The 14,525-nt window shown below is 44.2% G+C and carries 12 protein-coding genes; 5 read left to right on the top strand and 7 right to left on the bottom strand.

Annotated elements, in window-relative coordinates:
- Positions 1-39: 39 nt before the first annotated feature.
- Genes FEM33_RS03720 through porW form a run of 3 tightly spaced genes read right to left on the bottom strand, consistent with a single transcriptional unit; the run spans position 40 to position 5,756 of the window.
- Entirely contained in the window at positions 40-1,173 is a 1,134-nt protein-coding gene (locus FEM33_RS03720) for a glycerate kinase (RefSeq protein WP_139010765.1), read from the bottom strand.
- Between the two features lie 17 nt (positions 1,174-1,190).
- Complete coding sequence (locus FEM33_RS03725; RefSeq protein ID WP_139010766.1) at positions 1,191-3,491, bottom strand: penicillin-binding protein 1A; 2,301 nt, start codon at positions 3,489-3,491, stop codon at positions 1,191-1,193.
- Between the two features lie 51 nt (positions 3,492-3,542).
- Positions 3,543-5,756, bottom strand: a complete 2,214-nt coding sequence (gene porW / locus FEM33_RS03730; protein WP_139010767.1) for a type IX secretion system periplasmic lipoprotein PorW/SprE — start codon at positions 5,754-5,756, stop codon at positions 3,543-3,545.
- Between the two features lie 138 nt (positions 5,757-5,894).
- Here porW and FEM33_RS03735 point away from each other — a divergent pair, with 138 nt between their 5' ends.
- A complete protein-coding gene (locus FEM33_RS03735) occupies positions 5,895-6,143 on the top strand; it encodes an AtpZ/AtpI family protein (protein ID WP_139010768.1) in 249 nt (82 codons plus the stop codon).
- Positions 6,144-6,162: 19 nt separating this feature from the next.
- Here the strand turns inward: FEM33_RS03735 and FEM33_RS26820 are convergent, their stop codons facing one another.
- Entirely contained in the window at positions 6,163-6,297 is a 135-nt protein-coding gene (locus tag FEM33_RS26820) for a hypothetical protein (RefSeq protein ID WP_262711957.1), read from the bottom strand.
- Between the two features lie 246 nt (positions 6,298-6,543).
- Here FEM33_RS26820 and atpB point away from each other — a divergent pair, with 246 nt between their 5' ends.
- From atpB to atpH, 4 genes are all read left to right on the top strand, one after another.
- Positions 6,544-7,638, top strand: a complete 1,095-nt coding sequence (atpB, locus tag FEM33_RS03745) for a F0F1 ATP synthase subunit A (protein ID WP_139010769.1) — start codon at positions 6,544-6,546, stop codon at positions 7,636-7,638.
- Between the two features lie 44 nt (positions 7,639-7,682).
- Positions 7,683-7,946, top strand: coding sequence for an ATP synthase F0 subunit C (atpE, locus tag FEM33_RS03750; protein WP_131957818.1), 264 nt, complete (start codon positions 7,683-7,685; stop codon positions 7,944-7,946).
- Between the two features lie 165 nt (positions 7,947-8,111).
- Positions 8,112-8,606 carry a F0F1 ATP synthase subunit B gene (gene atpF, locus FEM33_RS03755; RefSeq protein ID WP_229214077.1) on the top strand — a complete coding sequence of 165 codons (495 nt, stop codon included), beginning with the start codon at positions 8,112-8,114 and terminating at the stop codon, positions 8,604-8,606.
- A gap of 20 nt (positions 8,607-8,626) precedes the next feature.
- Positions 8,627-9,163, top strand: a complete 537-nt coding sequence (gene atpH, locus FEM33_RS03760; protein ID WP_139010770.1) for an ATP synthase F1 subunit delta — start codon at positions 8,627-8,629, stop codon at positions 9,161-9,163.
- Between the two features lie 59 nt (positions 9,164-9,222).
- On the opposite strand, the gene FEM33_RS03765 is transcribed toward atpH, so the two are convergent.
- From FEM33_RS03765 to FEM33_RS03775, 3 genes are all read right to left on the bottom strand, one after another.
- Positions 9,223-10,101: a sugar phosphate isomerase/epimerase family protein gene (locus FEM33_RS03765; protein WP_139010771.1), complete on the bottom strand. Its 879-nt coding sequence runs from the start codon at positions 10,099-10,101 to the stop codon at positions 9,223-9,225.
- Positions 10,102-10,128: 27 nt separating this feature from the next.
- Positions 10,129-11,811: a carboxylesterase family protein gene (locus FEM33_RS03770; RefSeq protein WP_139010772.1), complete on the bottom strand. Its 1,683-nt coding sequence runs from the start codon at positions 11,809-11,811 to the stop codon at positions 10,129-10,131.
- A gap of 165 nt (positions 11,812-11,976) precedes the next feature.
- Positions 11,977-14,517 (bottom strand): ATP-dependent Clp protease ATP-binding subunit, encoded by a 2,541-nt coding sequence (locus tag FEM33_RS03775; protein ID WP_139010773.1) that lies wholly within the window; start codon positions 14,515-14,517, stop codon positions 11,977-11,979.
- Positions 14,518-14,525 lie beyond the last annotated feature (8 nt).

The raw sequence follows: 14,525 nt of genomic DNA on the forward strand, positions 1-14,525 counted from the left end.
AATGGAAATGAATTTGTCCAATAAGTTACACAACCCTTTTCACCTATTTGAAAAAAACAACCTCACCAAATGAAAAGTTGCGTCTTTAACAAGGTCAAATGCATCTTTTTGTGCAACATTCAGATCCATTGGCCGGTTTATGACGGATACAGCATAAGTCATACCAGCAGCACGGACCTGTTCGGGAGTTATCTGCAAAGTACCGCAAACAACGGCCAGCGGAACGTTGAATTTCCGGCAATAATCGGTAAGGCCTTTTACTAATTTACCGCTAAGCGTCTGTTCGTCCACTTTGCCTTCGCCGGTAATCACCAGATCCGCATTTTCAATCAGCTGCGTGATACCGGATTGCTCCATTACAATGCTTGTTCCGTCTTTCAAAACTGCATTCAGGAACCATAAACAACCGGCCCCAAGCCCGCCCGCTGCACCTGCACCCGGATTCCGGCTTACATCTTTCCCGAAAGTTTCAGAAGCAATTGCTGTAAGATTTTTCAGACCTTCATCCAGCTTTTTGACCATTTCGGGACTGGCTCCTTTTTGCGGACCGTAAATGTATGCGGCTCCGTTCAGTCCGGTCAGCGGATTGGTTACATCGCATGCAACCGTTATGCTGACATTGTTCAGCCTTGGATCCGCATGTGCGGAATCAATGAATTTTATCTCATTAAGAGAAGCGCCGTTAGGCTCAATAAGATGTTTTTCCTGATCATAAAACCGAAAACCCAGTGCAGCCGCCATACCCGTTCCGCCGTCCGTAGTTGCACTTCCTCCGATTCCCAGAATAATTTCCTGAACACCCTGATCCAGCGCATTTTTTATCAGTTCGCCGGTTCCGAATGTATTGGCCAGCATCGGATTATGTTCTTCCACTGTAAGAAGGCTCAGTCCGGAAGCCGCAGCCATTTCAATGAAAGCAGTCTTTTTATCCGCTGAAATTCCGTAAGAAGCTTTTATCAATCTGCCAAGCGGGTCCTTCACATCGGCCTTTATGCTGGAACCGGAAGCCTGCCTGGTTAATATTTCGGCAGTTCCTTCACCGCCATCCGCAAGCGGAACGGAAGTAACACTCGCATCCGGGTAAGCAAGTAAAATCCCTTTTTCTATTGCGCTGCAAACCTCAGCTGCTTCCAGCGAACCGCGAAATTTGTCGGGTGCAACAAGAATATTCATAATCAGGGCACATTATATTAAAATAACACACCTTCATCATCCGAGCGGGACGGCGGAACATAAGTATCGGTACTGTCCGAAACAACACCTCCGCCGCATTCTCTGACATAATTTTCAGGCTTGTTGAACGGCCCTTTGCGGTATTGCACCAAAGATTGATCGTTATAAACTTTCTTCATAAAAATTCCCCAGGCAGGCATTGCAATCCGTCCGCCCTGGCCCAGTTCTATGGTACGGAAATGAATACTGCGGTCTTCACCGCCCACCCAGATGCCGGAAACCAGATGCTGCGTCATACCCATAAACCAGCCGTCGGAGTAATTGGATGTTGTTCCGGTTTTTGCAGCGATTTCATTTCCTTCAGTAACACCGTATTGTTTCAACCGTCCCGCAGTTCCGCCCGGATCTTCCACAGCACCACGCATCAGGTACAGCATATTATATGCCATATTTTCACTGATTTCCTGATTTTGTTTCTGAAAAAATTCCTGTAAAACGTTTCCGTAACGGTCTTCAATACGCAGGATAGTCATAGGTTCTGTACGATGACCGCCATTTGCAAAGGCGCAGTAGGCACCAACCATTTCATAAACAGATACGTCGCTGATTCCCAGACAAAGCGAAGGCACTGCCTGCAGATTACTTGTAATGCCCAGTTTATGCGCATAATCCACAACTGTTTTGGGACGTACCATTTTCATCAGGTACGCACTGACCGTATTCACAGATTTTCCAAGTGCCTGCCTCAGCGACAATGCCTGATAGGAATATTTATTATTGGAATTATGCGGAGACCAGCCGCTCGGAGCACCGTCGGACGGGCCGAAGTAAACCGGCTGATCCGTAACATGATCACAAGGTGTCAGGAAATTCTTGTCAAGCGCAGAAACATAAACAAACGGCTTGAATGTAGAACCCGGCTGACGGGAACCCTGCTTGACATGATCGTATTTGAAGTATTTGAAATTGATCCCTCCTACCCAGGCTTTTACATGTCCGTTTCTTGGATCCATTGACATCATACCTGCGCGTAAAAAACGCTTATAATAACGAATGGAATCTATCGGGCTCATGGTTACTTCTTTTTCACCGTTCCATGAGAAAACCTTCATTTTATAAGGCTTCTTCATAATTCTCCATGCTTCCTCTTCGCCGAGGTCTCTTTTAAGCGAAATGAAATGAGGCGATTTCCGGACAGCTGAATTAATGAATCCCGGGATTTCCTTGCCATTTTTATCTATCCACGGATCACGGCCTTTCCAGTGCGCGTCAAACAGTTTCTGCTGCTGTTTCATATGCTCCGTCAGCGCCTCTTCCTGATACCGCTGCATGCGTGAATCGATGGTCGTGTAAATCCTCAGTCCGCTTGTATAAAGGTCGTAAGTTTCGTCATGCTCTTCATTGTAGACCTTGATCCAGTTTTTAAGATAACCGCGCATGGATTCCCGGAAATACGGCGCCAAACCGGTATTATGGCTGTCAACCGTAAAATTCAATCCCAGTGATTTTTCTTTATAGCGGTCGAATTTATCCGTAGACAGATAATCGTATTTCATCATCTGGCCAAGAACGATATTCCTGCGGTTCAAAGCATTTTCAGGAAAACGGAGCGGATTAAAGAGCGTCGGATTCTGAAGCATGCCGACAAGCAGTGCAGCTTCCGGCACATTCAGGTCCCAGGCTTCCTTGTTGAAATAAGTTTTGGCCGCCACCTTGATACCATAGGTATTGTTCCCGAACGAAACCGTGTTCAGGTACATTTTCATGATTTCCTGCTTGGTATATTTCCGTTCCAGAATCACGGCCAGAATCCATTCTTTCGTTTTGGCAATAACGATTCTGACCAACGGAATTTTCCCCAGAATGCCTTCAAACTCTTCAGAACGGGTATTGAAAAGGTTTTTTGCAACCTGCTGCGTTAAAGTACTGCCGCCGCCGGAACTGGAATTTCCTGAAACAATTCCTTTGAAAACACGCAGCAAACTTCTCGGGTCAATTCCGGAATGGTTTACAAAACGCGCATCCTCGGTCGCTATAAGCGCATTGATCAGATTCGGTGAAATCTGTGCGATGTCAATGGAAATCCGGTTTTCAAAAAAATACTTGCCCAGCGATTTGCCGTCTTCACTGATCAGTTCGGATGCCAGTTCGCTTTTCGGGTTCTCAAGTGTTTTCAGATCCGGCATTCCTCCGAAAAGCCAGAAAAAATTGAAACTTACGGCAACAATGTAGAGTATAACAAGACCCAGCCCAAATGCAACAAACCGCCAGAGGCGAACAATGCTGCGCCGGTACTTTCCGGGTTGTAATTCAATCATAAATGATAGGGTATTTTAATTGTAAACGGACAAAGATACGATTTCAGACAGTTATCTCTCTCCCATCGACACAGAATTAAGTTCCTGCATTTCTTTAAGCCTTGGCAGGTATACGCTGGAAGGATACAACCGCATAAACTCTTCAATGGCCTGTGCATAAGCCTCCTTTCCGCGTACTTTCCCGATTATGAAAACCCTCAGCAATGCAAATTTATCTTCCATCGGGCCGCCTTTGTAGGCAGGAAGATTTTGCTCAATGTCGTCGAGTGCTTTGGAATAATTCCCGTCCAGATACAATTTGTAAGCGGCTTCATATTCCTTTACAGGATTGGTCCCGATTGCAGTAGCATTACCCGCAGCATCCGGCGACTTGCTTACCAATCGCGCGTAAGTGGAGGTCGGGTACTCTTTCAGCAGCTTGTCTTTCCAGGCCAGTTTATTGCTGTTACCTTCGTCATAAGTAAGGTAAAGAAGGTAATAAATTTCATCCTTGTGCTGCGTGTTTGGAAAATCAGCAAGGATGCGTTCAAAAGTCGCAATCGAACGGTGGGGTTCTTTCAGGTCGAAGCGGTAAATCTTACCCAGATTATACAGGGCATCTTCCTTTTTCTTCTGCGATTCTGCAAGTTGTGCTTCTGTCAGCGGAACGCTCTGCTTCATGGTATCATGCAGTTCGTTCCATTCCCGGCTGCCTTTTTTCATGATGCTGTCCGACGATGCAACAGGCACTTCGGCAGAATCGAGCGGATTGTCCGGACTTCCGGCTGCCAGTGTCTTGAGCTGGCGGCTGCTTCTCCGCCAGTCATCTTCAAGCGGGCGGTTTCCCCAGGTTCTTTTAAACTCTATTTTTCCCTGATTTACCAAAGCCGGATCGTACAGTTCCCATCTTCTTTCATTTCCGTTCATCATTGGGTTGGGCGTACTCCGGCTGGTTGCATTTTGTGCCATTTCCATTTCTTCTCTGGCTTTTCTTTGTTCCTCCACTCTGGCTTTTTCCTGCGTCTCAATGATGTTGTCAATATAATTGTCCAGCGCCGCAGGATTCATTTTCGCAAGATTCTGAAGACTGTCTTCCATATTGACGAGCATGTATTGCGTCACGAAATCGTCCAGCGCCTTTTTACGGTCGGCAACCAGCCTGTATTCCGGCGCTTCTTCCGGAAGTATGATCAATGCACTGTCATAATACGACTTCGATTTTTCAAAATTTTCAAGCGCTTCATAGTTGATGCGCGCCAGCTGGAGATAAGTATAAGCCTTTTGCTGCGTGTTGGTTCCTTTGGAAGCGGAAGCAGCTTTCTGAAGATAATCGATGGCTTCGGGAATTTGTTTGCGGTGTTCAGCCAGCAGACCCATCGTAAAATAGATCTTGTCCTTTAAATCATCATTTTTACGGTCACGAAGCATTTTTTCAAAACCGACTGATGACAGATCTCTTTCCGGATTGAGCACAACTTCATTCTGAAGTGAATTCATGGATGAATAAAAACCCAGATTATAGTCCGGTGTATTTTTCTGCACGCTTTTGTAATGCTTGTTTGCAAGCGCATACTGTCCGAGGCGGTCATACATCTGTGCAGCTGCAAAATGTATTCTGGCCGTTTCAGTGGATTTACTCAGCATGGGAAAAGTTTCTTCCAGAATGGCAACGGAAGTAAGGTATTCACCGTTCTGCTGGTGCAGATATGCTTTTGTAAGATAAAAATCACGGGTTGAATTTTTGTCCAGCGCTTGCTGGCTCAGGTATTCGGCTACGCCCAGCGCATTGGAAAAATCCTTTTGAACAATGTAGGCGCGCATGAGCAGAATCAAAGCGTCGTTTTTATCGTTTTCATCACGTCCGTTTGCATATACATAACGCAGTGCTTCAAGCCCGTCGGGCCATTCGCCCATATATAAACGCGCTTTGCCCAACACGATGTAACTGTTGTCGAGCCATTTGCTGTTCTGGTGTTTTTCGGCGACAATCGAAGCTTTCTTGACGGCATTTTCCAGCTGCGGTTTCACAGGAAGCGACAAAATAGAGTCCATCGGCAGCAAAATCGGCAGAATCTGATTGTAATCTTCTTTAAAAGCCTTTTTCATTTCATATTCGGCATTCAGAAGATCCTGTTCTGCCATGAAATAGGCATTGTACCTTGCAGAAAGATTATGAAAACCGATTGCACCCCGCTTGGAGCTGAATTGCGAACAGGCAAAGAAACAGCTTATAAAAATCAGGCATAATAACAGCCGGCTGATATGAGTAATGTAACGGTCGATCACGAATTTGGCTATTAGGGATGGTCTTATTATCTTCTTGACAAGCAAAACTAAAACGGCAATTTGAATATTTACGTATTGAAGATAGCGTCATTTCTAAAATTTAGAGCAATTTTACCATTATATTTTATATGTACCCCAATGAAGAAAAATAATCCTGACCCGTTCAGTGAAGAAAGGAAATCGGCGTTGAAAAAACAGTCTTCGGGATTTCTGAAATATTCCGGAATGGCAACCCAGATGCTGGGCACCATACTGCTATTTACTTACGGCGGCTACAAGCTTGACGAATGGCAGCAGAACAAAGTGCCGGTCTGGACATTGATACTTTCACTGGTTTCCATTGCTGCATCGCTGTACATGTTGATCAGAAGTTTTAACAAGAAGTAAATATTAAAGCTTACGCATGTTACGCAGCATTATAGCAACGGCCGTTCTTGGAATTGTATTTTTCCTTGCTCAGCATTTTCATTTCGATTTTTTCCTTCACCGGCATATCTGGTATATTCTGGCCTTCTTTTTCGGGCTGTCCTTTTTCATTCACAGGTTAATGGAATTCGGTTTCAGAAACAAACGGGAAAAATTTGTCACTTTTTACATTTCCACGATCGCAGGCAGGATTGTCCTCAGCCTTGTCTTTATTGCACTGTTTTTGTACAACGGGCTAACTGATTCATTACTATTTGTCATCAACTTTTTTGCACTCTATTTATTTTATACATGCTTTGAAATATATGGTTTGTATCGTAACTTGCGCCGCGATTGACAAAGCATAGCATTTCAAGCCTTTATGTATACCCATTTGAGACTGTTTTTTACTACGGCCCTAGTTGTGGCAACCTGCCTTTTCAATGCTCCTGCCAATGCAGCGGAACCCACCCAGCATGAGTCTGGCGGAGTTGCCGAAGGTATTAATGACCAAGAGCATAAAATTGAACATAATCTTGAAGAGTCGGAAGAAAAGTTTGATATCGGAAGCATGATCATGCACCATATTGCCGATTCTCACGAGTGGGAAATGACGCATGGCGTAACCATTCCTTTGCCTGTTATTCTTTACTCCGCTGACCGTGGAATTGAGGTTTTTTCTTCTTCCAACTTTCATAACGAGCACCACGAATACAACGGTTATCATCTTGTTCACGGCGAATCGGAGCAGATTGTTCCGGTGGATGAATCCCGCAAGATTTATGATTTCTCGATTACGAAAAACGTAGCTTCCATGCTGCTGAGCGCCGTAATCCTGATCCTTGTCTTTACAAGCATTGCAAGCTGGTACAAAAACAATAAAGGCAAAGCGCCCAAAGGTTTTCAGTCTGCAATGGAAGTAATCATCCTGTTCATCCGGGATGAAGTGGTGAAACCGAATGTTGGCCCTAAATATGAAAAGTATCTGCCTTATCTTCTGACACTTTTCTTTTTCATCCTGATCAACAACATTCTTGGGCTGCTGCCGGGATCGGCCAACCTGACCGGAAATATTGCGGTAACGATGGTGCTTGCCGTACTGACTTTCATTATCGTTCACCTGAATGCAAACGGTCATTACTACAAACACCTTGTCAAACCAACCGGCGTCCCTGCTCCGTTGTTGCTGATTATGATTCCGGTTGAAATTGTTGGTGTATTCATGAAGCCGTTTTCATTGATGGTGCGGTTATTTGCCAACATTACGGCGGGTCACATTATCCTTTTAAGTCTTTTCGGACTGATCTTTATTTTCCAGAGTTTTGTTATCGCACCGGTTATTTCATTGTTTGCTCTTTTCCTGAACTTCATTGAAATCATGGTTGCCTTCATTCAGGCTTTTATCTTTACGCTTTTGTCTTCCATGTACATCGGAAGTGCGATTGAAGATAACCACGATGCTGATCTCGGACATTAATTTGCATTCTCTTTTATTAATTTATATTTAAAACAAACACAATTATGTTGCTTCAAATTTTGCTTCAGGCTACAGAACAAAGCGGTGCAGGTCTTGCAGTTTTCGGTGCTGCTATCGGTGCAGGTCTAGCTGCTATCGGTGCTGGCCTTGGTATTGGTAAAATCGGTGGAAGTGCTGTTGAAGGTATTGCTCGTCAGCCAGAAGCTGCCGGTGCTATCCAGACTGCCATGCTTATCATCGCTGCTCTTATCGAAGCTGTGGCGCTTTTTGCAGCGGTTATCTGTCTGCTTATTTCGTTCAAGCTTTAGTAAAAAAACTCGGGCTGGTTTCAGCCCTGCTTTCATAGCACTAGGCATGAAAGTAAATGAAATTGCATCGTGGAAGCATTAGGCTTCCACGACTTTTTAATAAAGAGAGAAAAAAATAAAAGGATCAATCCTTTATTAATCTTACACTCAAAACTCATTTATACTATGTCATTGCTTACTCCAAACCCAGGCCTTATTTTCTGGATGCTGGTGGTATTCTTACTGGTTGTTTTCATCCTGGCGAAGTTTGCCTGGAAACCGATTATCAAAGGCCTTAAAGATCGTGAAAATGAAATTCAGGGCGCTCTGGACCTTGCGGAAAGAACAAGAGCTGAAATGATTCAGCTGAAATCCGATAACGAAAAGCTGATTGCAGAAGCCAATGCCGTACGCGATCAGATCCTGCGTGACGCCAAAGAAGCTGCTGACCGTACAATCCTTGAATCAAAAGATAAAGCTGCCGCTGAAGCGCAGAAAATGATTGAAGGCGCTCGTGAAACTATTCGTAACGAACAACAGCTGGCTGTTTCCAAAATCAGAAAAGAAGTTGCTGTACTTTCTCTTGAGATTGCTGAGAAAGTTTTACAGCGTGAACTGAAAGATAAAGAAGCGCAGGAACGCCTTATTGCAGAACTTGCTTCATCTGCACGTCTTAATTAAAATACCTAAATTAATTTCCGATGTCAGTAAGTATAGTTGCTTCCCGATATGCAAAGTCACTGATCGAACTTGCGAAAGAGCAGAACGTTCTGGAAGAAGTTTATCAGGATATGTTATTGTTTAAAGACACAGCTGATAAAAACAGAGCATTGATGCTGGCACTGAAAAGTCCAATTGTGCGTCATGAAAAGAAGCTTGGAATCCTGAAATCGCTTTTCGAAAACCGCGTCAATCCGGTTTCCTATGCGATTTATACGATCATTACAAAAAAGAACAGAGAGTCTATTCTGGATGAAATTGCGGCCGAGTTTATAAAAAGCTATAACCTTTTCCGCGGTATTCAGAAAGCAACGGTCATTACAACTACACCGCTTACAGATGAACTGCGCGCGCAATTTAAAAGCATCGTTGCTACTTCTACGGGAAATACTGTGGAACTAAGCGAAAAAGTAGATTCAAGCCTGATTGGAGGTTATATTCTCAGAATTGATGACCGCCAGGTGGATGCTTCGCTTCGCAGCCGTTTGAATGAACTTAAGTTACAATTAACAAACTGATATTTTTTATCTGCTAATTTGGAAGACCCGGCTGCCATGCGGCCGGGTCTTTTTATATACTACACATTCATTTTTGCCACATTCTTGAAACTGATCTCAATGGCTTCAACCGGAGGCCTTTTCGCCATATCCTGCTCCACAAAGAAATGAGTCATACCGGCTATCTTGCGAGCATCAAATATCTTTTTAAAATCAATGGAGCCTGTTCCGACTTCTGCAAACGACTGATCGCCCTTGTCCATGTCTTTTACATGCCACAACGGGAAGCGGCCCGGATATTTTTTGAACAAATCCACAGGATCCAGTCCGGCCTTTACAATCCAGTACAAATCCAGTTCAAGCTTGACAAGTTCCGGATCAGTACTTGCTATCAGGTCATAAGGAAGCTGCCCGTCCATTTTCTTGAACTCGAAATCGTGATTGTGATACCCAAACTGCAGACCGGCCTTCTTGGCAACTTCTCCTGATTTATTGAACAGGTCAACGTACTTTTTGTAATCATCAATTGATTTTCTTTCCGCATCCGTCAAATAAGCACAGTTGACATATTTCTGGCCCAGTTCCGCTGCGTCGTCCACTGCACGTTGCCAGTCATTGCTTAACGTACCTTTTACATCTTTTCTTTCCACACCGGCGCCATAATGGCCGCTGACCGGATCAAGGCCAAGATTTTTCAGCATTGCCTTGAATTCCTTGGTTGTTTTACCAAAAAATTTCCCGTCCGTATATCCGAAAAGTTCCACTTCTTTATATCCGATTGCCGCAACCTTTTTCAACGTACCTTCCAAATCCTTCGAAAGCTCATTTCTCAGCGTATAAAGTTGCAGCCCGACTTTTGAAGATGCTTTCATTTCCCAATTCGATAACATCGGTGTTGCCATCAGCAAAGCTCCTGCTTTTACAAATGACCTGCGGGAAATATTTTCTGTGCTTTTCATTTTTAAATTGTAATTATATGATTGTTTCTATTTGGTAATGCTAAGTACACTGGAACCCGCCATCGCTTTCTTCATTTCATCCGTTAACTGCCAGTTTTCCGAAAAATATCCTTCCGAAACCATGTTGGAAACAGAACCTTTGAAGAAAATGAAATCCTTGAAATCCGGCAATTTTCTGTGCATGACGGGAACAAACGGGAATCCTTCATCTTTGCTTCCCGCCCACCACGGCAATCCGGAACTGATGGCAACATAATGCTTGTCAACCGGAAATATATAAAACAAACCGTGATCTTTGTCGGCGGAATTCAGATGCAACGGCAGTTTGTCTGCATGGCTTGCTATTAAACTATTGGTCTCTTTCGTTCCGAACAGGATCAGATCAGCGCTTTCCAGATCACTCGGCCTTACTTCCTTATCGGATAAAACGCGTGGAAAAAACATCATTCTGCCCAAAAACGGGCCACGATACTGCGCCCAGTCCGCAGCCTGGTTTGCTATATCCATTCTGCTTTTCAACTCTTCCTGCGGAGGATTGTCGGCTGTTCCGTACACATAAACATGCCTGGACGAAAAAGCATCGAAAATCGGCCCTTCTGCTCCTTTTTTCTTCCTCATGGAAGAAGTGACAGCCATTGTACCAACTTCCCATGCATTGTTCTTTTTTACAAATGAAATAATACTGTCAGCCTTTGCACTAATTTCGTTGTTATCAATCTTAAAACTCACAACCGAGGCATTGGTGAACTTTGGATGGTTTTTCAGATTCAGCGTAAATGCTTCCAGGTTCTTTGTAGTAACGACTATGTTATTTGCTTTTGAAAATCTTGCATCTATTTCTGCCAGCGTTCCGTAACTGATGTTGTCAAACTTTACCCAGAATGCCTTGTCATATTTGTAAAGTTTGCTCACAAATCTCACACGATCCGGATAAGGGTTTCGTTCAGCATGGCCAAACCATTCAAAGATAAATTCATTGTCATAAGCACTGACCCAACTGTCATGTTTCACATCTACAAATTCCTTGTAACTTACTTCCACACCCATATCCTGTAATTCCGAAACCCATTTCTGCGTTCCTGAAACGGGTACAACCGGATCAGCATCGCCATGAAAGAAATGAATCGGAAAGTTCAGCGCATTGGGAGCCAGATCAAATGTGCCGTTTGGAGGCGCAGGACAAACCGGCGCAATGGCAGCCCAGATATCAGGGCGCGTAAGGCCGAGCCAGAGCGTACCGCCGCCGCCCATGGACAAACCGGTAAGATAAATCCGGTTCTCATCAATTTTAAACCGTTTCTTAATGTCGTCCAGAACGTCATAAACATCTTGTTCAGGAATTCCCTGATAGCCCGCTGTTCCTCTTGCCAAAGGTGATGCAACAATGAAATCGACATTTTCCCATTGCGGAAAATACCTTGTGGCTTCTACATCCGTTTCACCTTCTGCATTGCTTTTCCCAAAAACCCGGCGCAGTGAAAGCCGGTGATTATCGCCGGCGCCATGCAGCATGATGACAAGCGGATACTTCTTGTTTTCATCAAAATTCTTTGGCAAATAGAGGCCATAAGGCTGTTCTGTATCGTCGGCATCAGAAAAAAAAGTTAATACCTGCGGTCCGGAAGGAAGTTTTTGTGCGTTGGAATCAAAAGCCGGAAAACTCAGGCACAGCCCAAGAACAAACAGGATTTTGCAGGAATTTACATTCATTTTAATATAATAATTTTCTGGGGCTAAATATAAACTAAATCATAACGGGATTTTGCTAAAAACGCATTTTCCTTTTCCGCACACGGTGTTAATATTTGCAAACAAAAAAAGGCAGATCTTGCGACCTGCCTTTTTGCCTAATTGCTGCATTCCTGGCTGAACGGCTTAGTTGGCCAGTTCCTCCTCTTTTTTACGAACACTGATAACGAGTTGTTCACTATTTTCTTCGTGATTGACAACCAGTACGTCACCTTCACGCAAGTCACCTTTCAGGATTTCTTCTGCAACGGGATCTTCAAGATATTTCTGAATGGCCCGGTTCAATGGACGTGCTCCGTATTGCGGATCGTAACCTTTATCCGACAGAAAATCTTTCGCAGCTATGGTAAGTTCGATCTCGTAGCCCAAACCTTTTACACGGTTGAACAGTTTGCCAAGAGAAATGTCAATAATTCTGTGCAGATCTTCGCGCTGCAATGAATTGAAGACAATTACATCATCCAAACGGTTCAGGAACTCCGGCGAGAATGCTTTGCGAAGTGCACTTTGAATCGTGCCTTTCATTATTTCATCCTGATTTTCAGATTTCGCCTTTGTAGAGAAACCGATTCCTGTTCCGAAATCTTTCAGATCACGTGCGCCGATGTTGGATGTCATGATGATGATTGTATTTCTGAAATCGACACGACGTCCAAGTCCGTCGGTCAGAATACCGTCATCCAGAACCTGCAACAGAATATTAAATACATCCGGGTGCGCTTTTTCAATTTCATCCAGCAGCACAACGCTGTATGGCTTGCGTCGGATTTTCTCAGTTAGCTGGCCACCTTCTTCATAACCCACATATCCCGGAGGAGCTCCTACCAAGCGGGATACGCTGAATTTCTCCATGTACTCACTCATATCGATACGCACCAGCGAATCGTCTTTATCAAACAGATAAGTAGACAATACTTTTGCAAGTTCGGTCTTACCTACACCGGTTGGTCCAAGGAAAATAAATGAACCAATTGGCTTTTTAGGATCTTTCAAACCGACTCTTGTACGCTGAATGGCTTTAACCAGTTTTTCAATTGGTGGATCCTGACCAATCACCTTGGCTTTAAGCTCATCGGCCATGTTCAGCAATTTCTTGCCTTCATCCATTGAAACGTTGGTTACAGGAATGCCCGTCATCATGGCGACTACTTCCGCAACATTCTGCTCGGTAACGGTATAGCGTTTCTGCTTGGTTTCTTCTTCCCAGGCAAGTTTGGCGCGTTCCAGCTGATCAATCAGTTTCTTCTCACGATCTCTCAACTGCGCTGCTTCTTCGTATTTCTGGCTTTTTACAACCCTGTTTTTTTCCTGTTTGATATTCTCGATTTGTTCTTCGAGAAGAAGAATATCTTCAGGAACCGTAATGTTGCTGATGTGGACGCGTGCGCCTACTTCGTCCAGAACGTCAATCGCTTTGTCCGGCAGGAACCGATCCGTAATGTAACGCTCTGATAATTTTACAGCCGTGCTGATTGATTCCGGCGTATAATTTACATGGTGGTGATCTTCGTATTTATCCTTGATGTTTTCAAGAATCTGGATTGTTTCTTCGATTGAAGTTGCATCCACCATAACCATCTGGAAACGACGAGCCAATGCACCGTCTTTCTCGATATACTGGCGGTATTCGTCCAGTGTTGTGGCACCGATACATTGAATTTCACCGCGTGACAATGCAGGCTTGAACATGTTGGATGCATCCAGGGAACCCGATGCACCGCCAGCGCCTACAATGGTGTGAAGCTCGTCAATGAAAAGGATAACGTCCGGCGATTTTTCAAGCTCGTTCATGACTGCTTTCATTCTTTCCTCGAACTGTCCGCGGTACTTGGTTCCTGCAACCAGAGATGCCAGGTCAAGCGTAACAACACGTTTTCCAAACAACACGCGTGATACTTTCTTCTGAACAATTCTCAGAGCAAGACCTTCTGCGATGGCTGTTTTACCAACGCCGGGCTCACCGATCAGAATCGGATTGTTCTTTTTACGACGGCTCAGGATCTGCGCAACACGCTCGATTTCTTTTTCACGTCCTACAATCGGGTCCAGTTTACCGACTTCGGCCATTTTAGTCAGATCCCGTCCAAAGTTGTCCAATACAGGTGTGCGGGATTTTTCAGCTCCTTTTGACTCTTTTCCGGATGCGGAACCGCTTCCGCCTCCGAACATGCCACCTCTTGCTTCATCATCTCCGTCTTCGGTCTCCGGCCCCATATGAGGTCTGGATCCTGATGATTGATATTCTAACATTTCTTTGATGACTTCGTAGTTAACATTGAATTTATGCAATATCTGGGTTCCGACATTATCTTCATCCCTTAAAATGGACAAAAGCAGATGCTCGGTCCCGATTAAAGTACTCTTGAATATCTTGGCCTCCAGATATGTAATCTTTAATACCTTTTCTGACTGCCTTGTTAACGGAATATTCTGAAGGTTTTTAACATTATTGGTAGCAGCACCTTTGGTAGCCTGCTCGATATGCTGCCTTACATCATCCAGGGAAACGCCAAGTTTCTTCAGTAAACCAATCGCAACTCCATCGCCCTCACGAATCATTCCTAATAACAAATGCTCTGCTCCAATGTAATCATGCCCGAGACGCAGGGCTTCTTCCCGGCTCATCGAGATTACTTCTTTCACTCTATTCGAAAATTTTGCTTCCATTGTGTAGC

Source organism: Dyadobacter flavalbus (assembly GCF_006149045.1).
GTDB lineage: Bacteria > Bacteroidota > Bacteroidia > Cytophagales > Spirosomataceae > Dyadobacter > Dyadobacter flavalbus.